The following is an 18,451-nucleotide window of genomic DNA, read 5'->3' as shown; positions in this document are numbered from 1 at the left end:
GCAGGCGGGCCAGCCCCTGGGCATGGAGCTGGCTGACGCGGGCCACCGGGAGACGCAGCTCCTGCGCCAGCGTCCTCGGGGTGGGCGCCTCGCCCTTGGCCCGGCCGAAGCCCGCCAGGGCCTGGACGACGACGCGCTGAAGGCGCGGCAGCTGGTGGAGTTCCTCCAGGGCGGCGTCCCGCTCGGCCACGTGCGCCAGGTCCGCGGACGTCGTGTCCACCAGCCCCAGCCGCACCTCCATGTTCATCGCTGCGCCGTCTCCCCGCGTGTCGGCCAGCACCTGCTCAAGCGAGGTGGTGGAGATGGAGCCCTCACCCAGCGACAGGATGGAGGCCTCGTCCAGGCCTTGGGCGCGCATGGCCGTGGACACCGGCACGCCCGTCTCGCGCGCGGCGCGCTTGGCCCTGGCCACCTTGCGGCGCGCGTGCCGCGTCACGTAGATGGCGCTGCGCTCCTCGGCCGCAGCCCTCTCCATCGCCTGCCGCGCCAGCCGAAGCACGTAGGCCGGGTAGAGGCAGCGGCCCGGCGCCAGCCCCGGGGTGAAGCGACGCCAGGCCCTGTACGTGGCCAGCTGCCCCTCCTGCTCCAAGTCGTCGGCGCGCACCTTCCAGCGTCGCGCGAGGTCCGCCGCCGCGCGCTTCACGTGGGGGTGGGCGAGGGCGGCGAGCCGCGCCTCCGCGCGCCGCTGCTCCGGGCAGCCGTCAGGTAGCTCGCGCAGGAGGAAGAGGAGGGACTCCATCTCCAACTCTGGAGTGGGGGCGGCGGGCAGAGGCATGGCTGCGAAGGTGCGGGGGGCAGCCAGGGGACGACGGGCACAGGCGGGCATACGGACTCGCTTGCGGCGCATGAAGGCGCGACGCGATATGCTGGAGTCCCCAGCGATGCTTCCCCTGTGTCCCTGGCCTTCGCGGGCCCGGCCGTCTTCCCCGGCCGGGCCCGTCGTCTTTCTGGCTGCCGCCCCGCACCAACACCAACCACCCATGGCGTCGTCCGCCACGTGCCGACATTTTGACAGAAGGGCCGGCCATTCACAGACGCCCCCGTCGGCGGACGCTCGGAACGCGCTGAGGAAATAACAGCGCGCGGGAGATTCCTTCGGTATGCCTCGGGCGTTGGCCCCCGTGCAGGCCGTTCCCAATCAGTCGCCACACGCCAGCTTCGGGCGGTGCGCGCCGCGTCCCTCCCGGTGTTGCACGGCACCGGGAGGGACGTGCTTTTCCCGGAGGCAGTCCATGTCCAGTTGCAAGCCCACCAGCATCCAGGTTGCCGGAGTCGTCATCACGCAGGACGCCCACGGCAGGTACAGCCTCAACGACTTGCACCGCGCGGCGGGAGGGGAGGAGCGCCACCGCCCCGCGCAGTTCCTGCGGCTGGACGGCACGCGGGCGCTAACCCAGGAAATCCAGTATGGGAATCCCCACAGTGCCCCCGTGGAGACCATCAATGGCGGCCCACAGCGAGGCACGTACGCCTGTCGGCAGCTCATCTACGCCTACGCAATGTGGGTGGCTCCGAAGTTCCACCTCCAGGTCATCGACGTCTTCGACGCCGTCGCCACCGGGCATGCACCCCGACCGGTCGTGCCCGCGCTCCCGGGGGACTACCTCGAAGCACTGGAGGCCCTCGTCGCTTCGGAGCGGGAGAAGAAGCGCCTCGCCGCAGAGAGCCAGGCCCAGCAGGCGCAACTCGAAGCACAGAAGCCGTTCCATGACATGGCGAAGCAGTTCCTCGACACGACGGACCTATGGAGCCTGACGAAGACGCGCGCCACCTGAGACTGCCTGTTGGCGAGTTCTTCCAGTGGCTCCCACGGGACAAGGTGGTGTTCCGGGAGTCGGAGGACGGACCGTGGGTGCCCTACGCCCCCTTCCGGGAAAAGGGCCTCCTCGTCTTCCAGGCACGCGTCCCGAAGAGGCAGCAGCCCGGCCAGCAGCCGAAGTCATACGGCCAGACGATGGTGACGGCTGCGGGGGTGGCGTGGCTGTCGAAGAAGTACGGCCACCTTGCCACGCCTATCCCACCCGCTCAGGGAGAATTGCTCATGCTGGCGGGAGGCGAGCGATGAGCGCGAAACCGGGGCGCATGATGACCTTCACCTTTACGGAGCCTCGCGAGTACTCGGAGCCGTTGGACATCGTGCTTGGCGACCCGCGGGTGCTTGTCCACGCCATCCATGAGGTCTGTGCTGCACTGCGCGTCAGCGGCGGGGTGAAGGTGGCCGATGGCCTCTACGCCCTGGCGGCGGACATCACCGCGCGGTACGGCAAGCTGGAGTGGGACGCGCCCGTGCCGGAGGGGCACCGTCGCGCCGCACTCGTCCAGGCGCTGGCGCTGGTACCCCTCGACAGCCTGCGGACGCTCGCGGGGGAGAGGTCCGTTGGGTTGGTTGCTGTCGGAGAGGCGGGCGAGGCATGAAGCGACCGTAGGGACTCAGCACTGCTGAGTCCCTACCGCTTCTTCTTCTCCCGGGCGGTGGCATCCTTCTCCGCCAGCGCCTCAAGTTCGGGCAGGGCGCCCTCCAGCGCCCGCGAAATCAACTCGCTGCGGCTGCGGTAGCCCAGGACGTCGGCCAACTGGTCCACACGGTCGGAGAGCCAGCGCGGCAGCGTGATGCTCACGGCCTTCGTCTTCTCGTCATCGCCTCGTGGCGGCAGGACTGGCATGCCGTGAAGAGTACGACTTTCGGTCGGACCCATCAAGCCATCTTGACTCCGATGATTTATCGTATAAACATGGCCATAACGAGTCAGGGGGCGCCATGGCCACGAAGCGGACGAAGAAGCGGGACTGCGAGAAGGGCGACTGCGGCACCACCAGTTGCCGGGCGTGCGCGCTGCGGAAGCTGACGCAGCACGTCCAGGACACGCTGCATGCCGTCGTCGCGCTGGGTGAGGCCGCCCCGGAGCGCGGGGCTACCAGCCACCTCCCGCGCGCCTACCACACCGCCGCCCTCCTCCAGGTGGAGGCCCTCCTGTCTGATGCCCTGTCCTCTGCCTCTAGGTAGCCGTCCGCTCCCTTGCCCGCTTGTCCGGGCGCGTGGTCTATGCAAGCCCGGAAAGGCCGGAGCCATGAATAAGCGCGAAGAGCAGCCGTTGATGGAGCAGCACCAGGGCGGGGTGGGGCCGTACCGCTTCGGGCGGCGGCTGCGCGTGGGTGAGGGGCTGGGGCGCGTCTACGAGGCGCGGAACGAGGAGACGGGCAATCCGGCCTACGTGGTGACGCCCACGGGGGCCCGGGTGGACCTGGCGCCGGACGTGGCGCTCCAGTACCTCGTGACCACCTCGGCCCGCCCGGCCTTCGTCGCCTGCGAGCTCGTCTCCGTCCCTTCAGGTGCTGACCCCTTCACCGTTGAGGCGGAGCTGTTGGACACGAGCGAGGACGTGATGGACGTGTTGAAGGCGGCAGGAGCGACAAAGCAGCGGCTGGCCCACCTGCTGACGGGCCGCATGCCGGTGCCGCGTCGTGCGCCTCCCGCGCAGGCGCTAGTGCGCAGCCCGGGCCGTGCCCTCCGACTCCTCACCGCGGCCTCGCTGGCGGCAGCCGGCGTCCTCCTGGCCATTCACGCGAGCACGCCAGCGCGCGGCCCTGAGCTCGTCGAAGAGATGGCGCTGCCCCAGATGACGCCCGAGCAGGCCGTGTTCACCGACCTCGCATCGGGCGCGGGGAACCGGCTCCCGGACCGCTACCGCGTCCCTGACGAGCCGATGGATGGGCAGGCGCGGGCGCCGTGCCGCTCACCCTCCGTCGAGGTGAACGGCGGCTGCTGGCTGCGCCTGAAGGATGACGCCCCGTGTCCGAAGAACTCGGCGGAGTACCGCGGCGGATGCTACGTGCCCGTCTCCGCGACGAAGAAGGACAACGTGAGCGGGCCCGGCGGGCTGTACTGAGCGACGTTCGCCGCGTCGTCCGGCTCGGCCCGGGACGTGAGGGCCGCCAGGGCCTGAGTCTCAGCGGCCCGGTGTTCCTCCCGGGCCTGCGCCAGCCGCATCCGCGCCTCGGGACTCCCGTCCAGCCCGCGCACCGCACGCTGTAGCTCCAGCTCCACGTCGCCCAGGCGCTGCGCCAGCGCCACCCGCTCCGTCCTCGTCATGCCGGGCGCGGAGAGCAGGAGGCGTGCCGGGGCTACAGCGGCGCCGCCCAGTCCTCCGGCGGCGGCTCACGCACGTCCACGCGCTGCTCGAGGTCGGCCTCCCGGAGCGCGTCGTCGATGAGGTGGGCCACGCGCTCCACGTTGGCGGGGAGCGCACCGCCAGCCTCCAGGGCCTGTGCGTGCAGGCTCGCCGCGGCGGCGGTGAGGTGCAGCTTCACGACGGGCATCCGGGACAGGGGCATGGCCACCTCCGCGTGGAAGGTGGCCATGCGCACCCGGTGCCGCAACGGCAAGGGCTACTTCCCGTCGCGCGTGAGCAGGGGCAGCACCCGCTCAAGCACCGCGCCAAGAACCTGCGCCGGGTCCTGCGAAGCGTCCACGCGGGCGACGCGCTCCCCCTGTGTTTCCAGGTGAAAGAGGGCCTGCGCGTAGCCGTTGGCCGCGCTGGTGGCGACGGCGTGGTTCTCGTAGTTGTCGAGGGCGCGCACTGCCCCGGCCCGGCGGAGGGCCACGTCGGGTGGGCACTCCAGGAAGACGAGCAGGTCCGGCTTGAGCGCTCGGGCATTGAGAGTCAGGACGCGCTCCATGCCCACGTGGGGGCCCTGGTACGCCAGCGAGGACAGAACGTAGCGGCTGGACACGACAACCTCGCCGCGCTGGAGGGCTGGGCGAATCACCGCGTCGACGTGGTGCGCGCGGTCAGCCGCAAAGAGGAGCGCCATCACTTCGGCAGACAGCGGCCCGGAGACAAGCAGGCTCCGAATGAGGACCCCCACGGGCCCCGGGGACGGCTCCTCCGTCAGGCGCACGCGCAGGCCACGGGCGGCAAGCTCCCTCGCTAGGGTGTGAGCCACGGTTGTCTTGCCGCTGCCGTCTCCGCCCTCGACGACAAGGAAGGTCCCGGGCAGGTCGTCAGCCACGGGGCACCTCCTCCCCGGGCAGCGGCAGGTCGAGAATCGCCTCCTGCGCGGTGCGCGCGTCCACGAGTCCGTACAAGTGCGGCACCTGGGACGCCCGCTCGCGCATGTCCTCCGCCCCGAGGCGCGCGGCGTCCCGGACGGCCTTCGCCATCGCGCTCCCGGCCAGGTGCTGGAGGAAGGCCACGCCCTGCCACACGTCCACGAGGCTGTTGTGCACGAGGGTGACGCGCTCCTTGGCGGGCTCCGGCAAGTCGTGCCTGTCGAGCGCGTTCGCCAGCACCGCCTTGCACGCCTGGGCCATGAGGACGACGTCCTGGTAGCTGAGGGCGTCCGGCGGCTTGCGCATGCCCAGCGTCCCCTGGACGCGAGCGGCCTTCCGCCCCATGAGGAGCTTCACCGCATCGGTGCCCTCGTCGCCGTCCGGCACCGGCAGTTCCTGGAAGGCGGCGCGGAGGACGGCCACGGCCGCGCCCTGCTCCGGCGTGGTGACGCGGAGCGCGCTCCACACGCGCACCAGCGCGCGCTTCACCGACTCGGGCACGCCCGGGCCGCCGCACACGTCGCACCGCGCCCGGCACCACTCGCACAGGCCTTCGCCCGCGCAGGTGCAGCGGCCGGAGGGGTGCAGCATCGCGTCCACCTCGGAGGCGACGAGCCGGCCCGTGGGCGTCAGCTCGTGGCCCACCTTCGCGAGGCTGGCGTCGATGCGCTCGGGCAGGGTGGGGCGGCCCTCCTGGGCGCGCCGGAGGACGCGCGCCACGTTCGCCGGCACCCAGCCCTCGGGCTTGATGACCTTCCCGTCGGCGCGGCGCACCGCGCGCCCGTCGGGCCCCAGCTTCCGCATGTTGGCTGGGTGGATTTCCTCGCTGACGGCGGCGAGCAGCGGCAGGCCGAACTGCACCGCGCGGCCCGCCACCACGTACTGGAGGTCCGCGAGCTCGTGGAGCATGGCGCCCAGGTCCGGCCCGGGGCTGTCCGGGTCCACCTCCACCACGTAGTCGCCTTCCTCCAGGCGGGTCCGGACGCACAGTCCCGCCGCGCCCAGGAACTCCAGCGTCTCCTCCAGGATGAGCTTCCCCGCGAGGACGCGCTCCTCGTCCGTGCCCACGTCCGGCAGGTGCCGCACCGGCAGCCCCATGGCCTCGTGGAACTCCGTCACCCGGCCACGTAGGGGTCGGCCTCCGGCAGGCGCTCCAGCAGCGGCGGCACCGTGGGGCGTACGTCGAGGGCGGAGAGCATCCGGTGCCGACGTGCCGGGGCGTCACCGTGGAGCACCCAGCGCACAGCCTCGCGCAGCGCTCCGGGGTGGACGGCACCGCCGTTGGCGTGGGCCAGGTAGCGGCTCACGACTGAAGCATTCGACTCCGCGCGACGCAGTGCCGCCCGCCAGTTCCGGGCCTCCTCGCGCTGACGCTGCGCGTCCCTGGCGCCGTGCCCCATCTTCGGGCCGATATCCGCATGGTGCTCCGTGGCGGGCGCCGCCTCGGGGACGTGCCCCTCGCAGTCCGGGTCCCCGCAGAACGTCGGGCCCAGGGTGGCCGTCGTCTCGGTGGTCCCGACTTCGCCCAGCATCAGGCGCATCTGCTTCGTGGTGACAGCGTAGCTGTGCGACCGCTGCTCGGCGTCGTGCCACACGAGCGAGACGGTCCCGGCCCCGTCGTCCGCGATGGCGGGCGGGTGCTTGGCGAGGCGCGCCAGCGCTTCACGGCGGCGGCGCTCCACCCAGCGCGCCATTCGCTGGTCCTTCATCTCCGCGGGCGGGCGGAGAGGGCGTCCAGCAGGTCGGAGGCTATCTCCCGGATGACGTCCGCGACAGGTGAGAAGCCCTTGGGCCCCACCGCCTGCTGGGCGAGGTCATCGGCCCGTGCGTCCAGCCTGGTGAGTCGCCTGTGGAACGAGTCCACCTGCGCGCGGAGGGCGTCGCGCTCGGACTCTGCGACCTCCTTTTCGTGCGCCACGCGCTGCGCGAACCCAGCCCGCTCCTCGGCGCGGCGCTTCCACTCGTCCCGCCCGGCCACCAGTTCCTTGACGCGCTCGGCCTGCTGGGCGCCGTCCTCGCGCGCGGGGATGCCCGCCGCGTCCAGCACGTCCGCCACCTCGTCATAGAGCCGGTCCACGCGCTCGACTTCATCCCGCGCCTCGTCCCGCTCGGCCGTGAGCGTCGCCACCTGGGCGTGAAGAGCGGACAGGTCGTGCTGGACGGAAAGCAGCACAGCGGCCCCGGGGGCGGGGTCGTCGCGCATCTCCATCACGCGCTCAACGCTGCGCAGGTGCCCCTCCATCGACTTGCCAACACGCCCCGCCTTGGTGGCATGAAACAGCGTGTCCACTGCATGGCGCTCCAGCGTCAGCTGCTCCACCAGCCCCGGCACCTTCGCGCCCTCCAGCGCGGCGGCCACGAGACTGGCCAGGTTGCCATCCAGCAGCGCCTCAATGCCCGTGAGCGCGGCGCATCCAGGGCAGGTCACGAGGTCCTCCACGGGGTCGCCCGTGTTCGGTCCCGTCGCCCAGCAGCCCCCGGGCACCGCATGGTTTAGCGCGAGCTTGGTCGTGAACAGCGTAAGGCGCGCTAGCTTCCCCAGCCGCTCCACATCCGCTTCCGTGTGCTTCGTGTTGTCCGTGCACGTCGTCATCTGGCACCTCTCAAGCTGCGAGGAGCGCGCCGTCGTGACGACGCGCAGGAAGAGGCCGGGCGGCCTGTGCTGCGCCGCCCGGCCGAGTCACGTCAGATGCCGTCCTGCGGGTTGCCCTTCCGGTTGAACATCTCCGGGTCGACGATGGGCAGGAGGGAGCCGGCCGCCACGGCGACGCGGGAGCCCGCCTGCTGGACCAGGAACCCCGCCTTGATGAGGTACTCCACCCACGGGGTACTGGGCGTCGCCCGTCCCTTGGCGCTGCTGTAGAGGCTGGCCATCTCCGAGCGCAGGTCCGCCACGTTGTAGTCCTCGGCGTGGTCCTCGACGTAGCGAGCCATGGCCTCGACCGTCGCGCCTCCGCCGCCCGGTCCGTTGCATGCGTCATCGCGCTCCGACTGCGCGCGGGCCCGGACGCTGCGGGCCTTGTCCTTGTCGATGTTCCGCGTCAGTCCATGGCCGTCCCTGTCGGTGGAGATGGCAATCTGCGCGGCCAGCAGGAGCTTCATGAAAACGCCCGTCAGGCAATTGGCGTTGGCGCCCTTGGACAGCTTGGCGGCATCGGCGGCCTGGGCTTCGGCCTGCTTCAGCAGCTTGCCCCACGCCTCCGGCGTGCCCACCCACCCGTCCGGGGGAGAGGAGGGGGAGTAGGCCGCCATGGCGGAGGAGGACACGAGGCACACGAGCGCCAGCGTGGTGAGACGCGAGAGGAAAGACATACGACTCCTGGGTGTTGGTGGGGTGCTACGTGCTGCTGCGCTGGCGGGCGACCTCGAATCGCCACTGCCGGGCCCACGCCCACGTCAGCTTTCTGCCGGGTGCTGCTCGTCAACCAGGCTGCGCCTGGCACCGCGGTGCTGCTTCAAGGGCTCGGGGCGGTCGGGTGGGGGCGTGCCCATCCGCCCCGAGCGGGCGCGCCACGTCCGCGCCTCGAAAGGCCCGGCCCCACAATGGGACCGGGTTGCAACCCCGCGCGCCAAGAGACCGGCCCGGGCCGCGTGTTGCGGCTGTCGGAACGCACGGTGCTGCGTAGAGGCCCGGCGGCCCAATGCCGCCGGGGTGCTTCGCCTGCGTGGCGTGGACGTGGTCGGTCACGTCCGGCACGCAGGCTCAGCGAATGTCACGCGGCCTCGTGGTCCTCGTTTCGCATCCAGAGTGCCGCAACGGCAGGCACGGCACGCCAGTACCTGCCGAGGTCGTCGGCACGGTCGAGTGCTGCCGACTCGTCTGGCCATACGGAATCGGGAGCGGACCACTCGGCCGCCTCCACGTTGATGACCGCCCACCAGACCCCGGCATGACCAATCGCCATCTCGTCTGCCGACGGACCCGGCACCTCGCCGGGCGGCATCACCCTTCCGTCGTGAGGCTTCAGCAGCCAGTCGCGCAGCTTGTCGGTCGTCATGCTCACCACAGCCTCCTCCAGTAGATGCCGTCTTCGACGGGCAACCCCGTCGCCTTCGCCTGCCGCTGCAGCTCCAGCTTGAACGCCGCCTCCACCTTCACCAGCTCCGCCTCCGACTCGACGCGCAGGTAGCCGTCGTAGAGCTTCCGCACCTGCTTCTCCGTGAGCCCGAGCACCACCGCCGCGGCCTCGGCCCCCAGTCGTGAGCCGTCCATCGCAGCGATGAAGTCCACCACCAATTGCGCCACGCTCGACTCCGACACCACGAGGCGGAGCTTCGTCGACACCGCGCGAGCTGGAGCGCCCGCCTCACGCTTCGCCAGGAGGTTCGGCCACTTCTCCGCGAGGAAGTCGCGGCGCACCTCCAGGCGGAGCGGGTAGACGTCCCCGTGCGGCGACGTCTCCGGCTCCCGGTGCTCCGCGACGACGGCCGTCGGCAGCCACATGTCCCCCTCCACCGGCAGCGTGTAGAGGGCGGCCTTGGGCGACCGGCGCCGACACCTCGCCCACAGCGTGACGGTGGTGGGGCAGGGCATGTCAGCCCTCGGCCCCGGGCTCGCGCTGGGCCTTCTTCGGCGGCTCGATGCCCAGGCGCTTCACGGCAGCCTGGAGGGCGTCGGCCGCCTGGCGCTTGAGCGCCTCCGTCGGCAGCTTCCGCGCGCGCGCGCTCAGGGCCTTCACCTCGTCCGCCGTCCGCGCCTGCTCCGCCTCCGCGACGATGGCGGCGGCCACGTCCTCCGGGCCACCGGGCGCGGGCTTCGCGAAGGTGTGCACGTCGGCGGGACGCGCCTCGCGCGGCGCAGTGGTGGCGGTTGCGCGACGCTCACCCGTTGACTGCTGGGGCGGGACCGGCGGCGGGCCGTAGTCCTCCGGCGGCGCGTCACCGCCGAAGTCCTCCACGTCCTGGGTGAACATGTCCGAGCACCGCGCGAGGGCGATGGAGGCGTCCACCAGGGCACGCTTCTTCGCCATCTTGAGGACGGTGTTGGCCATGTCCGGCAAGTCCGGGTTCTCGACGCGCCCCACCTGCTGCCCGGTGATGGACTTGTCGTCGGCTTTGAACTTCGCGCCGCACCCGTCCTTCTTCTTGAAGCACAGCCATCCGCCGCCGTACTCGGCCTTGCCCTGGATGATGGCCTCCTTGCCGCACGCCGGGCACTTCCGCGCGGCGTTGCGCCACCGGTAGCGGGACTCGTAGCTGTTGGCGCTGCCGAAGCCCTCCTCCACCACCGCGTCCGCGTCGCGGGAGAAGATGCGGCAGCGGAACACGTAGTTGAAGAAGCCGCGCTCGAAGTCCTGCGTGGACTGCTTCTCCATGAGGGTGAACTTCGGCGTGCACCGGAAGAGGGTGACGAGCTTCTCCGCGCCGGGCTTGAGCAGCGTGGGCTTCGGCGTGCCCGGGATGACCCCGAAGTCCGTGCCCGCGACCATCTGTCCCTTCACGTACTCGGCCAGGAGCTTCCGCTGCTCGGCCTCGTACTTGAGGACGTCGCGGGTGATGAGGGCGCGATGCGCCGGCGCCTCGGGAAGGACAATGGCAGAGGGTTCCATGGGTGTGACTCCAAGGGTTTGACGTTGCATTCCTACGTATCAGGCCGGTCTGTCATTCAGGCCGCGAGCAGCATGCGCTTCCGCGCCCACCACAGCTCGCACTCGACGGTGCTCCGCAGCAGCACCTCTTCCAGGCCCAGCGCCGCGAGCCGCGTACGCGGCGCCGTGTATGTCGTCTGCTCCTCACGCCAGCGGCGGTCCGTCGTCGCGCTGCCGTCCGGCACGAGTTGCTCGATGGCGTCCTCCGCCCCGCGCAGCACCTCCGCTTCCGTCGCCTGCGCTCGCTCGATGCGCTCCAGTTCGTGGCACAGGTGCGGCACATCCACCTCCGGCCGGCAGGTGCCCGCGCGGTGGTGCGCCTCCAGCGCGGCGAGCACGTCGTGTAGCGGCTTCACCGCGGCCTCCGGAAGGAGTGGCATCCGCACGGGCAGGGCCCGGCGCCGTCCTTCCCGTGCTGCTGGAGCGGGTGGCCACAGCGGCACTCCGCATTGGGGCTCAGCGCAGCAACGTCCACCGGCATCGCGTCGAGCGCCTCGCGGCAGGCGGCAGGGCCACGGCGGCGCAGCTCCCGGTCCACGCGCGCCCAGTCTCCCGCGCGGCCCGCGCCATCAACTCCGCCGGGGTCAGCTTCGTCAGGTCGATTGCAGGCATTGTCACCTCGTGAGGCGGGGCCTGTGCTGGCGCCCCGCCTCGGAGTGGGCTTAGGCCTTCGCCTCGGTCTCGCGCTTCACCTCGGCCTTGATGTCGCGCGTGAGGCACGCCACCTGGTCCACTGCGAGGTCGAGCGTGTAGTCGACCTGCTGGGCCATGGCCCCAGCGCCGACGGCTTCCTCGACCACCTTGAGGAGACGCCGCGCCCGCTTCGCCATGGCCTGCAGCTTCTCCTTCGTCGCTTCGTCCATAGAGCTACCCCCATGTGCTGCGTGTCCGTCCTGCGGTGCTGCACCTGCTGGCGTCCTCGCTGGCCACCCAGCTCGCGCCCGCCCTCCACCTCTCCCCGCCAGGGGCCCCGTCCGTCCGCCTCAACGAGACGAACAGTAGGGGAGGACTGGCATGTTTGCAAGATGCAAACGGAGGTTTGCAAACAAGTCGCTGGCAATCTACCTTGAGGCCCATCACCCGCTGCCTTGAAGGAGGCGATGTGCGACAGTCCGGAGCTATGACCCTGACCCCGAAGCCGCCCACCCGTAAGAGGACGTCGGCCACCTATGCCTTCCGGCCTCCGGACGACCAGGACGCGTGGCTCGCCGCGAAGCTGGAGGCCGGCTGGAGCCAGACGGCCATCCTCACGGAGGTGCTCGCGCTGCACCTCCGCCTGGACTCCGCCCTCGACAACCACGCCGACGCCATCGAGGCGTACCGCCAGCGCGAGGGGCTCATGCCGCGCTACGAGGGCGATACGGCGGGCATGCACGAGGCCCTGGCTCGGCTGATGGTGCGCGGGCTGGAGGCTGAGGGGCTCATCAAGACCGGCAAGAAGGGCGGCCGGGGATGAGCGCGTGCAAGCCGGAGGAGGTGGAGCAGGAAACGCGGCGGATTGAAGAGACGCTGACGTTGCTGCCTGCGGCGTACTATCAGCAGCAGAGCCTTGCCCAGCAGCGCCTCTATCATCTCCGTGCCGCCGCGCTGGAGGGCGCGAAGGTGCCGGGGCTGGTGGCGGACAACGCGGCGCTGGTCCAGGCCATCCAGCGCATCGAGCCCCACCTTCCGCACCTGGACGCGGGCCCCATTCGATTCAGCGAGCACGCACAGGCGGCGGGAGCACTCCGCAGCGCGCTGGCATTGGACCATCCCGGCGCGGCCCTGCTCGCGGAGCATGCGGCCCAGGTGGCCACGCTCACGGCCGAGGTTGACCGGCTCCAGAAGCAGACCCAGGCCGTCACGGAGAAGTACAAGCGCGACGTCACGGAACTGACGGAGCAGCGAGACACCCTGCGCGACGAGGTGGCCGCGCTCACGGCCGAGCGGGACGAGGCGCGCGGCAAGCTGGAGGACCTAAACATCAAGGTCGCGGACCTCACGGAGGAACGCGACGACGAACGTGCCGCCATGGAGGCCATGGCGAAGGCCATCGACACGCACCTGCCCGGCTTCCACCCGGTGCAGTCCCCGGACGAGGGCATCCACCGGCTGGCTGAGCAGCGCGACGAGGCGCGCGCCGAGGCGGAGAAGTGGAAGGGCTACCTGAAGAAGCAGACGGACATCGCCGTGGTCCGCGAGTCCGAGCGGGACGCCCTCCGCGCGCAGGTGAAGGCGGTGCGCGAGAAGCTGGATGACCTGGACACGGCGGCCGACGACGTGTCGTCGGTGGACGCCAAGCCCGGGAGCGAGAAGGCGAAGCGCACGGCCTCCATCATCCGCGAGACGTTGCGCGAGGTGCGCGACGCCCTCTCCGTCCCGCCCGCCGAGACACCGCGCGGCATCCACACCGACAGGACGTGCGGCGCGTGCGGCGGCGCGCTGGAGACGAGCCGCGATGCCGTCTGCGAGACGTGCGCCCCGGAGAAGCAGGCTCCCGCCATCGCCACCAGCATGGCGCCCTCGCCCGCCGGCGAGAAGGGTGCACCGTGAGCGCGCCCGTCTCCATGAAGGCGGCCCGGCCGCGTCCTCGCCCACGGAGCCTCGTGCGTGGGGACACGCCGTGCTGCGTCCATGCAGAGCAGGTGGCGTGCAGTTGCCGCAACGCCTGGGCCTGTGAGCACCACGGCGAGACGCACCCGCCCCACCACGAGGACTGACGAATGGCCTGCCACATCCACGACACGAAGTACGGCCGCTTCTTCGTCTGCGGGAAGTTCCCGGAGGAGAAGAAGGAGAGGTGCAGCGTGTGCGGGAAACGCTGGGCCACGCTTCTCTGTGATGGCAGGGTCGATGGGGCCGTTCTACGTGTCGACGTGAAGGGCAAGGCGTACGCGCAGCCCGAGCCGAAGACGTGCGACGCCCCGCTTTGCGACGCCTGCACGACGCGCGCGGCTCCGGGCGTCATCGCCCTCCCAGACCACCGCGAGAGCGACATGAACGGGATGCATGTGTTGCAGACCGAGCGCCGTCTGGCGGCGGCTCGACGTCGCCGGCAAGCCGGTCCGGCAACGCGGCTTCGAAATGACCTGCCGCCCCCACCGCCCCGGCCAGAGCCTGTCGACATGCCAGCCGACACCGTTGATTTCTGTCCCGCTTGCGCACGGCGGATGAGCGAGCCGCAGCAGCAGGCGCTTCCGTTCAGCGGAGGTTGAGCTGTGGCCTGCACCGCCCGGGACCGAGACATCCGCCCCGCCCTCCGCCAGCGGGTGGCGGAGGCGGCCCCGGGCGGGCGGGTGGTTGACGAGCTCGGCCTGTGCCACGGGTTCGTCCGCGTGGACGTGGCGTCCATCACCGCGGACTGCCTGCACGGGTACGAGTTAAAGGCGGACCGGGACACGCTCTCCCGGCTGCCGGTGCAGGTGGAGCACTACAGCCAGGCCATGGACCGCTGCACCCTCGTCACCGGCGACGGGCACCTCCAGGAAGCGCTACGGGTGGTGCCCTCCTGGTGGGGCATCCTCCGTGTGGAGGCGGACCTCTTCGGCCTGCGCATGGAGCAGCTGCGCGCGGCCCGGCCGAACCCGGCCCCGGACGCGCTCGCCACCTGCCGACTGCTCTGGCACAAAGAGGCGCTCGCCTTCCTCGAGGAACTGGGCGCGGCCCGCGGCGTGCGGGGGAAGTCGCGCGCCGCGCTGTACGCCCGTCTCGTCGAAGTGGTGCCGGAAGCGCAGCTGCGTGCGCGCGTCCGCCAGGTGCTACTGAAGCGCGAGGAATGGCGAGCCTCTTGACAGTCTCGTAGAACCGGCGCACCTTGCGTCGCGTAGTTCGCAGCACTCGCTGGGGCTTCGGCCCAGGTAAGCAGCGGGACTCCACCACCTCCGGCTCGACCGGAACCCATTAGAGCCGCAGCCCGCGAGGCATACCCGTGCGACGGGGTGCAGCCCGGGAGGCGGCTCCGGCACCGCGCCCGCCGTCTTACCTCGTCGGGCGAAGGTGCCGTCTTTCGGGGTGGCCCATGCAGCGCACGAAGACGAGCCGCGAAGCACCTTCCGCCGGCACCGCGTGCGCGCATGGGGCCACCGATGTTTCACCAATCCCTCGCATCGGCCTCCGGGTGCCACGCACCGACGCGCGCCGTGTGGTCGCGCGCCGCGTCGTGCGTCACGCAATGCAAGACAGCTGTGACGGACGCGTCCACCTTCTGGAGTCCGAGCACGGGAGAGCGTGCAACTCGTGCGTGTCCGTCGACGGTTGCCTGGAATTCAACGAGCCCCAGGACGCGGAGCGAGGATGCAAGCGAAAAGTGCGGGCAATCGCTTGCAAGCGAAATCAGCGTGAGATACTGATGTTTCAAGCAGCCTCCGGGGGTGATTCATGGAGGCGCCGCTCCCCACCGACGTCATCCGTAGTGCACAGCGCGTCGTGTTTCCTTTTGGCATCGATACTGCACATGCATTCAGGCGCCCGACTGGAGGGAGTGGTGAGCGAGAGCATCGAGGGCGGTGGCGAAATGGAGGTGCTGGTGCGGCGGCTGGTGGTTCGCGCGCTGCGCGAACTCGGCATCACCGCGACGCCCGCCAGCGTGGATGAAGACGAGCTGCTGTCGCAGGCCGAGGCCGCTGCGCTCGCCCGTTGCTCGGTGAGCACCATCCGCGAGTGGCAGCGCCGAGGCATCCTGAAGCGGTACGGGCAGGGCAGGGCCTCGCTGGTGAAGCGCAGCGAGCTGTTCGCCCCGAAGGCCCAGGCGGCACGGGCGAGCGACGACGCTGCGCTCGACGCGAGGGCCGACGCCATCCTGAAGGGCGGGCGCCGTGGGTAACGTCTACCGCCGCGGGGACTCCGCCTTCTGGTGGCTGGACTTCCGCAACGCCGCGGGCACGCGGGTGCTCCGCTCCAGCAAGACGACCGACGAGGCGGAGGCGCGGAAGCTCCTCGCCGTCATCGAGAAGAAGGTGGAGGCCGAGAAGGCCCAGGGCCTGGGCGCCTCCGGCCCGGTGACGGTGGCGACGTACGCGGGGAAGTGGCTCTCCGGGCGCGAGGCCCGCGGCGTCGCCAGCGTCGTCGACGACAAGGGGCGCCTGGCGCACGTGCTGCCGCACCTGGGCGACATGGAACTGTCGACGGTGCGCCACGTCCACGTCCGGGACGCCATGTCCCGCGTCATGGCCGGGGGAGAGCTGGCGCCACGCACCGTGCGCCACGTCTACGCGGTGCTGCGCACGCTGTTCGCGGACGCGGTGGTGGAGGAACTCGTGGCCGAGTCTCCGTGCAAGCTGCGCGAGCGCCGGGGCGAGCTGCCCGCCGTCCAGGATGCGGACCCGCGGTGGCGCGACACCGCCGTCTTCTCGCGCGACGAAGTGGTGGCCCTCACCACCGACAAGCGCCTGCCGCCGGTCCGGCGCGTCACCTACGCCCTGGGCTTCCTGGCGGCGACGCGCTTCGGCGAGACGGCCGCGCTCACCTGGGCGGACTGGGACGGGGTGCCGGGCCCGCTCGGCAAGCTGTGGGTGACGAAGTCCTTCGACCACCGCGAGGACGAGGTGAAGCAGTCCACGAAGACGGACGTGGCCCGGCAGATGCCGGTGCATCCGTGGCTGTCGGCCATCCTCTCGGAGTGGAAGGGTGGCGGCTGGGCGCGCACCTTCGCCCGGACGCCGCAGCCGGAGGACCTCATCGTCCCGGCCCCCACCGGCATCCACCAGCGGCCCCAGCACGCACTGCGCCGGCTGCACCGGGACTGCGTGACGCTCGGCATCCGCCCGCGCCGGATGCACGACGCCCGTCGCACCTTCATCAGCCTGGCGCGCGCCGACGGCGCCCGGGAGGACCTGCTGGCCTGGGTGACGCACGGCCGGCGGCCCGGAATCATGGCCGCGTACACGACGCCACCGTGGGCGGCCCTCTGCGCTGAGGTGGCGAAGCTGAAGCTCCAACCCAGGGAGGACGCGATGCCGAATTGCTACGGTGGTGCTACGGGGGGTACGGACGAAAAAAATCCCCAGCAAGTCCGGAGACTTGCTGGGGACGAAGTGGCGAGGAGTACGGGACTTGAACCCGTGGCCTCCGGCGTGACAGGCCGGCGTTCTAACCAACTGAACTAACTCCCCACAAACCCTGCTAACTCTATATGGGCGGAACAGGGATTGAACCTGTGACCATCGCCTTGTAAGGGCGCCGCTCTACCGCTGAGCTATCCGCCCTGCGCGGCCCCGCCGTGATTCAGTGAGGCGGCTTGTACCGTCCCCATCCGCCCCCGTCAAGCATCTGTTTTCGAGGCCCCTGCAATCCGCTCCGCCCCCTCGGAAAGGGGCGGATCCGACGGGCGCGGATCCGCCTGCTAGGCCCGCACCTTCCACCGGCGCACGCGGCGGCGGGAGCGGGGAATCATCAACACGGCGCCCAGCAGCAGGGCCACCGGCACGAACACCAACATCGTCTGCATCTTCGCCTCCAGGTACCCCGCACCATACGGAGGCTCTCTGACATCCTGACGGGGAGTTCGTGACTTTCAGGAAACGACACTCCAAGCCGCCGGGGTTCCGGCCATCCTGGCGGGCGGCTGGCCGGCCCCGTCCTGGAGGGCTATTCGCCCCGGGGAGGACCGCCCCGGCCGCCGTGCCCCGGGCCGTGGGCGCGCCGCTCGGCCTCCAGGAGCGTGCGGGCCTGGGCCTTCTGGGCGTCCGTCAGCACCTGCTCCGCTTCCTGGTAGGCCGCCATGTCGTTGGCGCGCAGCTGCTCGAACAGGCCGCGGGCCTGCTCGTGCCTGCCCCGGTCCTGGGCGGACGGCGTGCCCTGGGGGTTGCGGTCCGGCGGCGCGGATGGGCGCAGGGCCTCCAGGGACTGCTTCACGGGCGCGTTCTTCACGTCGAGTGCGGCCTGGATCTTCTCCAGGCTCGAGGCCTGGGCGTCGGTGAGGGCCAGGTCCTGCCGGTGGTCGATGAGCACCTGGACCGGCGACTTGCGCTCGAACGGGGGCGGGCGGCGCGCGCCCTGGGACGCGTCCTGCGGGGTGGTGGATCCGGCGAAGGCGGGAACGGCGAACAGCAGGCCCAGCATGAACAGATGGCGCTTCATGGTGACGTACCTCCAGCTTGCGCGTGATGACCGCACCCGGAAGCCATTGGCCTGATGGGACGGGGTCCCGTGCCGCTCAGGCCCGGGGCTTCCGGGCTGACACGGTGCAAGGTGCTCCCGCCATGTGCCGCGAAAATGTCCCGCGCGTTACCGAATGTGTTCGGCCTCGGTCCGGGCGTCCTGCGTCGCGTCTGGCTTCTCCGCGGCGACCGGGAGGGAACCCTCGGTGCCGCTGAGCGCCAGATAGATGTTGAACCACGCCAGCCAGGCGCGCCACGCCGGGTCGCGCTGCTCGATGAGCGTGCGCCGCGCCTGGCTCATCCGCTGGGGCACGTCGAAGGGCATCCGCGTCCTGTCCTCGGACTGCAGCTGCGCCGCGAACCAGAGCACGTCCAGCTGGCCGGCATCGACCGGGGCGTGGGTGCGCGCCATCAGCGAGTCCGCGTGCTCCAGCGCCTTGCCCAGCCACTGCGCCGCCCGCGCCGGCTCCCTCTGGTCCACCGCGTTCTCCGCCAGCCGCAGCTCCGCGAGCGTCACGCGCGGATGTCCTCGTCGCGATCCGATTCGTCGAACTGCTCCAGGAACAACGCGCGCCGCTGCTCCAGCGCGCGGGCGGCGGCGTCCACGCGCCCGAGCCGGGTCTCCGCGTTGGCGCGCAGCCCGGCGGCGATGATGCGGTACGCGCGGTGGACGAACGCGGGCGTGGCGTGCGCCTGCTTCAGCGTGGCCTGCACCGCGGGCGTCGTCCAGGTCGCGG

30 protein-coding genes, 2 tRNA genes and 1 pseudogene are annotated in these 18,451 nt (G+C 71.0%); 11 read left to right on the top strand and 22 right to left on the bottom strand.

What is annotated here, in order from left to right:
* On the bottom strand, nucleotides 1–739 hold a 739-nt coding region (locus ACLEQD_RS15465), incomplete at its 3' end, for a hypothetical protein (protein WP_410384790.1).
* 493 nt (nucleotides 740–1,232) lie between these two features.
* Between ACLEQD_RS15465 and ACLEQD_RS15460 the strand changes: the two genes are divergently transcribed.
* Genes ACLEQD_RS15460 through ACLEQD_RS15450 form a run of 3 tightly spaced genes read left to right on the top strand, consistent with a single transcriptional unit; the run spans nucleotide 1,233 to nucleotide 2,415 of the window.
* Nucleotides 1,233–1,775, top strand: coding sequence for a KilA-N domain-containing protein (locus ACLEQD_RS15460; protein WP_410384788.1), 543 nt, complete (start codon nucleotides 1,233–1,235; stop codon nucleotides 1,773–1,775).
* Nucleotides 1,745–2,065 (top strand): phage antirepressor KilAC domain-containing protein, encoded by a 321-nt coding sequence (locus ACLEQD_RS15455; protein ID WP_410384786.1) that lies wholly within the window; start codon nucleotides 1,745–1,747, stop codon nucleotides 2,063–2,065. The genes ACLEQD_RS15460 and ACLEQD_RS15455 overlap by 31 nt, the downstream gene beginning before the upstream one ends.
* Nucleotides 2,062–2,415: a hypothetical protein gene (locus ACLEQD_RS15450; RefSeq protein WP_410384784.1), complete on the top strand. Its 354-nt coding sequence runs from the start codon at nucleotides 2,062–2,064 to the stop codon at nucleotides 2,413–2,415. The genes ACLEQD_RS15455 and ACLEQD_RS15450 overlap by 4 nt, the downstream gene beginning before the upstream one ends.
* Before the next feature lie 32 nt (nucleotides 2,416–2,447).
* On the opposite strand, the gene ACLEQD_RS15445 is transcribed toward ACLEQD_RS15450, so the two are convergent.
* On the bottom strand, nucleotides 2,448–2,618 hold the full coding sequence (locus tag ACLEQD_RS15445) for a ribbon-helix-helix protein, CopG family (RefSeq protein ID WP_410384782.1): 171 nt from the start codon (nucleotides 2,616–2,618) through the stop codon (nucleotides 2,448–2,450).
* A 140-nt stretch (nucleotides 2,619–2,758) separates the two neighbouring features.
* On the opposite strand from ACLEQD_RS15445, the gene ACLEQD_RS15440 reads away from it, so the two are divergent.
* Both ACLEQD_RS15440 and ACLEQD_RS15435 read left to right on the top strand, forming a co-directional pair.
* On the top strand, nucleotides 2,759–3,004 hold the full coding sequence (locus ACLEQD_RS15440) for a hypothetical protein (RefSeq protein ID WP_410384780.1): 246 nt from the start codon (nucleotides 2,759–2,761) through the stop codon (nucleotides 3,002–3,004).
* Between the two features lie 64 nt (nucleotides 3,005–3,068).
* On the top strand, nucleotides 3,069–3,887 hold the full coding sequence (locus ACLEQD_RS15435) for a hypothetical protein (RefSeq protein ID WP_410384778.1): 819 nt from the start codon (nucleotides 3,069–3,071) through the stop codon (nucleotides 3,885–3,887).
* On the opposite strand, the gene ACLEQD_RS15430 is transcribed toward ACLEQD_RS15435, so the two are convergent.
* From ACLEQD_RS15430 to ACLEQD_RS15370, 13 genes are all read right to left on the bottom strand, one after another.
* Nucleotides 3,827–4,090: a hypothetical protein gene (locus ACLEQD_RS15430; RefSeq protein WP_410384776.1), complete on the bottom strand. Its 264-nt coding sequence runs from the start codon at nucleotides 4,088–4,090 to the stop codon at nucleotides 3,827–3,829. The genes ACLEQD_RS15435 and ACLEQD_RS15430 overlap by 61 nt on opposite strands.
* 32 nt (nucleotides 4,091–4,122) lie before the next feature.
* Nucleotides 4,123–4,383, bottom strand: coding sequence for a hypothetical protein (locus tag ACLEQD_RS15425; protein ID WP_410384774.1), 261 nt, complete (start codon nucleotides 4,381–4,383; stop codon nucleotides 4,123–4,125).
* 3 nt (nucleotides 4,384–4,386) lie between these two features.
* Entirely contained in the window at nucleotides 4,387–5,010 is a 624-nt protein-coding gene (tmk, locus tag ACLEQD_RS15420; protein ID WP_410384772.1) for a dTMP kinase, read from the bottom strand.
* The gene (locus tag ACLEQD_RS15415; protein WP_410384771.1) at nucleotides 5,003–6,169 is read right to left on the bottom strand and encodes a hypothetical protein; all 1,167 of its coding nucleotides are present in this window, start codon (nucleotides 6,167–6,169) and stop codon (nucleotides 5,003–5,005) included. Before ACLEQD_RS15415 ends, tmk begins: the two co-directional genes overlap by 8 nt.
* A complete protein-coding gene (locus tag ACLEQD_RS15410; RefSeq protein ID WP_410384769.1) occupies nucleotides 6,166–6,744 on the bottom strand; it encodes a hypothetical protein in 579 nt (192 codons plus the stop codon). The genes ACLEQD_RS15415 and ACLEQD_RS15410 overlap by 4 nt, the downstream gene beginning before the upstream one ends.
* 11 nt (nucleotides 6,745–6,755) lie before the next feature.
* Nucleotides 6,756–7,643 (bottom strand): hypothetical protein, encoded by an 888-nt coding sequence (locus ACLEQD_RS15405; protein ID WP_410384767.1) that lies wholly within the window; start codon nucleotides 7,641–7,643, stop codon nucleotides 6,756–6,758.
* 92 nt (nucleotides 7,644–7,735) lie between these two features.
* Nucleotides 7,736–8,362, bottom strand: a complete 627-nt coding sequence (locus ACLEQD_RS15400; protein ID WP_410384765.1) for a hypothetical protein — start codon at nucleotides 8,360–8,362, stop codon at nucleotides 7,736–7,738.
* Between the two features lie 401 nt (nucleotides 8,363–8,763).
* Complete coding sequence (locus ACLEQD_RS15395; protein WP_410384763.1) at nucleotides 8,764–9,048, bottom strand: hypothetical protein; 285 nt, start codon at nucleotides 9,046–9,048, stop codon at nucleotides 8,764–8,766.
* A gap of 2 nt (nucleotides 9,049–9,050) precedes the next feature.
* Entirely contained in the window at nucleotides 9,051–9,584 is a 534-nt protein-coding gene (locus ACLEQD_RS15390) for a hypothetical protein (protein WP_410384761.1), read from the bottom strand.
* 1 nt (nucleotide 9,585) lies between these two features.
* Nucleotides 9,586–10,599 carry a hypothetical protein gene (locus ACLEQD_RS15385; protein ID WP_410384759.1) on the bottom strand — a complete coding sequence of 338 codons (1,014 nt, stop codon included), beginning with the start codon at nucleotides 10,597–10,599 and terminating at the stop codon, nucleotides 9,586–9,588.
* A 56-nt stretch (nucleotides 10,600–10,655) separates the two neighbouring features.
* Nucleotides 10,656–10,994, bottom strand: coding sequence for a hypothetical protein (locus ACLEQD_RS15380; protein WP_410384757.1), 339 nt, complete (start codon nucleotides 10,992–10,994; stop codon nucleotides 10,656–10,658).
* Nucleotides 10,995–11,094: 100 nt separating this feature from the next.
* A complete protein-coding gene (locus tag ACLEQD_RS15375) occupies nucleotides 11,095–11,250 on the bottom strand; it encodes a hypothetical protein (protein ID WP_410384755.1) in 156 nt (51 codons plus the stop codon).
* Between the two features lie 50 nt (nucleotides 11,251–11,300).
* Complete coding sequence (locus tag ACLEQD_RS15370) at nucleotides 11,301–11,501, bottom strand: hypothetical protein (RefSeq protein WP_410384753.1); 201 nt, start codon at nucleotides 11,499–11,501, stop codon at nucleotides 11,301–11,303.
* Nucleotides 11,502–11,758: 257 nt separating this feature from the next.
* Between ACLEQD_RS15370 and ACLEQD_RS15365 the strand changes: the two genes are divergently transcribed.
* The 6 genes from ACLEQD_RS15365 to ACLEQD_RS15340 all read left to right on the top strand — a co-directional run bounded on the left by ACLEQD_RS15365 (nucleotide 11,759) and on the right by ACLEQD_RS15340 (nucleotide 15,439).
* Nucleotides 11,759–12,094: a hypothetical protein gene (locus ACLEQD_RS15365; protein WP_410384751.1), complete on the top strand. Its 336-nt coding sequence runs from the start codon at nucleotides 11,759–11,761 to the stop codon at nucleotides 12,092–12,094.
* A complete protein-coding gene (locus ACLEQD_RS15360) occupies nucleotides 12,091–13,170 on the top strand; it encodes a hypothetical protein (protein WP_410384749.1) in 1,080 nt (359 codons plus the stop codon). Before ACLEQD_RS15365 ends, ACLEQD_RS15360 begins: the two co-directional genes overlap by 4 nt.
* On the top strand, nucleotides 13,167–13,337 hold the full coding sequence (locus ACLEQD_RS15355; RefSeq protein ID WP_410384747.1) for a hypothetical protein: 171 nt from the start codon (nucleotides 13,167–13,169) through the stop codon (nucleotides 13,335–13,337). Before ACLEQD_RS15360 ends, ACLEQD_RS15355 begins: the two co-directional genes overlap by 4 nt.
* A gap of 3 nt (nucleotides 13,338–13,340) precedes the next feature.
* Nucleotides 13,341–13,832, top strand: a complete 492-nt coding sequence (locus ACLEQD_RS15350) for a hypothetical protein (RefSeq protein ID WP_410384745.1) — start codon at nucleotides 13,341–13,343, stop codon at nucleotides 13,830–13,832.
* A gap of 3 nt (nucleotides 13,833–13,835) precedes the next feature.
* Nucleotides 13,836–14,408, top strand: a complete 573-nt coding sequence (locus ACLEQD_RS15345; RefSeq protein WP_410384743.1) for a sce7726 family protein — start codon at nucleotides 13,836–13,838, stop codon at nucleotides 14,406–14,408.
* Nucleotides 14,409–15,100: 692 nt separating this feature from the next.
* Entirely contained in the window at nucleotides 15,101–15,439 is a 339-nt protein-coding gene (locus ACLEQD_RS15340) for a helix-turn-helix domain-containing protein (RefSeq protein WP_410384741.1), read from the top strand.
* A 3-nt stretch (nucleotides 15,440–15,442) separates the two neighbouring features.
* Here ACLEQD_RS15340 and ACLEQD_RS15335 read toward each other — a convergent pair whose 3' ends face one another.
* The 7 genes and pseudogenes from ACLEQD_RS15335 to ACLEQD_RS15305 form a co-directional block, all read right to left on the bottom strand.
* Nucleotides 15,443–15,691, bottom strand: a complete 249-nt coding sequence (locus ACLEQD_RS15335; RefSeq protein ID WP_410384739.1) for a hypothetical protein — start codon at nucleotides 15,689–15,691, stop codon at nucleotides 15,443–15,445.
* A 132-nt stretch (nucleotides 15,692–15,823) separates the two neighbouring features.
* A complete protein-coding gene (locus tag ACLEQD_RS15330; protein ID WP_410384737.1) occupies nucleotides 15,824–16,027 on the bottom strand; it encodes a hypothetical protein in 204 nt (67 codons plus the stop codon).
* On the bottom strand, nucleotides 16,028–16,225 hold the full coding sequence (locus ACLEQD_RS15325) for a hypothetical protein (RefSeq protein ID WP_410384735.1): 198 nt from the start codon (nucleotides 16,223–16,225) through the stop codon (nucleotides 16,028–16,030).
* Between the two features lie 425 nt (nucleotides 16,226–16,650).
* A tRNA-Asp gene (locus tag ACLEQD_RS15320) sits at nucleotides 16,651–16,727 on the bottom strand.
* A 21-nt stretch (nucleotides 16,728–16,748) separates the two neighbouring features.
* Nucleotides 16,749–16,820, bottom strand: a tRNA-Val gene (locus ACLEQD_RS15315).
* Between the two features lie 382 nt (nucleotides 16,821–17,202).
* Nucleotides 17,203–17,694 carry a Spy/CpxP family protein refolding chaperone gene (locus tag ACLEQD_RS15310; RefSeq protein ID WP_410384733.1) on the bottom strand — a complete coding sequence of 164 codons (492 nt, stop codon included), beginning with the start codon at nucleotides 17,692–17,694 and terminating at the stop codon, nucleotides 17,203–17,205.
* Nucleotides 17,695–17,841: 147 nt separating this feature from the next.
* Nucleotides 17,842–18,451, bottom strand: a pseudogene (locus ACLEQD_RS15305) (hypothetical protein); the annotation flags it as partial.

The organism is Corallococcus sp. 4LFB (assembly GCF_046520365.1).
Lineage (GTDB): Bacteria > Myxococcota > Myxococcia > Myxococcales > Myxococcaceae > Corallococcus > Corallococcus caeni.
Note: the sequence above shows the minus strand (reverse complement) of the source record. Positions and strands in the feature narration are given on the sequence as shown.

What these genes read in the sequence shown, in the direction of transcription:
- ACLEQD_RS15460 (WP_410384788.1), top strand. Translation starts at nt 1,233, where the DNA reads ATGTCCAGTTGCAAGCCCACCAGCATCCAGGTTGCCGGAGTCGTCATC.
- ACLEQD_RS15455 (WP_410384786.1), top strand. Translation starts at nt 1,745, where the DNA reads ATGGAGCCTGACGAAGACGCGCGCCACCTGAGACTGCCTGTTGGCGAG.
- ACLEQD_RS15450 (WP_410384784.1), top strand. Translation starts at nt 2,062, where the DNA reads ATGAGCGCGAAACCGGGGCGCATGATGACCTTCACCTTTACGGAGCCT.
- ACLEQD_RS15440 (WP_410384780.1), top strand. Translation starts at nt 2,759, where the DNA reads ATGGCCACGAAGCGGACGAAGAAGCGGGACTGCGAGAAGGGCGACTGC.
- ACLEQD_RS15435 (WP_410384778.1), top strand. Translation starts at nt 3,069, where the DNA reads ATGAATAAGCGCGAAGAGCAGCCGTTGATGGAGCAGCACCAGGGCGGG.
- ACLEQD_RS15430 (WP_410384776.1), bottom strand. Translation starts at nt 4,090, where the DNA reads ATGACGAGGACGGAGCGGGTGGCGCTGGCGCAGCGCCTGGGCGACGTG.
- ACLEQD_RS15410 (WP_410384769.1), bottom strand. Translation starts at nt 6,744, where the DNA reads ATGGCGCGCTGGGTGGAGCGCCGCCGCCGTGAAGCGCTGGCGCGCCTC.
- ACLEQD_RS15405 (WP_410384767.1), bottom strand. Translation starts at nt 7,643, where the DNA reads ATGACGACGTGCACGGACAACACGAAGCACACGGAAGCGGATGTGGAG.
- ACLEQD_RS15400 (WP_410384765.1), bottom strand. Translation starts at nt 8,362, where the DNA reads ATGTCTTTCCTCTCGCGTCTCACCACGCTGGCGCTCGTGTGCCTCGTG.
- ACLEQD_RS15395 (WP_410384763.1), bottom strand. Translation starts at nt 9,048, where the DNA reads ATGACGACCGACAAGCTGCGCGACTGGCTGCTGAAGCCTCACGACGGA.
- ACLEQD_RS15390 (WP_410384761.1), bottom strand. Translation starts at nt 9,584, where the DNA reads ATGCCCTGCCCCACCACCGTCACGCTGTGGGCGAGGTGTCGGCGCCGG.
- ACLEQD_RS15385 (WP_410384759.1), bottom strand. Translation starts at nt 10,599, where the DNA reads ATGGAACCCTCTGCCATTGTCCTTCCCGAGGCGCCGGCGCATCGCGCC.
- ACLEQD_RS15375 (WP_410384755.1), bottom strand. Translation starts at nt 11,250, where the DNA reads ATGCCTGCAATCGACCTGACGAAGCTGACCCCGGCGGAGTTGATGGCG.
- ACLEQD_RS15370 (WP_410384753.1), bottom strand. Translation starts at nt 11,501, where the DNA reads ATGGACGAAGCGACGAAGGAGAAGCTGCAGGCCATGGCGAAGCGGGCG.
- ACLEQD_RS15365 (WP_410384751.1), top strand. Translation starts at nt 11,759, where the DNA reads ATGACCCTGACCCCGAAGCCGCCCACCCGTAAGAGGACGTCGGCCACC.
- ACLEQD_RS15360 (WP_410384749.1), top strand. Translation starts at nt 12,091, where the DNA reads ATGAGCGCGTGCAAGCCGGAGGAGGTGGAGCAGGAAACGCGGCGGATT.
- ACLEQD_RS15350 (WP_410384745.1), top strand. Translation starts at nt 13,341, where the DNA reads ATGGCCTGCCACATCCACGACACGAAGTACGGCCGCTTCTTCGTCTGC.
- ACLEQD_RS15325 (WP_410384735.1), bottom strand. Translation starts at nt 16,225, where the DNA reads ATGGCCGACAGCCACGGATGCACCGGCATCTGCCGGGCCACGTCCGTC.
- ACLEQD_RS15310 (WP_410384733.1), bottom strand. Translation starts at nt 17,694, where the DNA reads ATGAAGCGCCATCTGTTCATGCTGGGCCTGCTGTTCGCCGTTCCCGCC.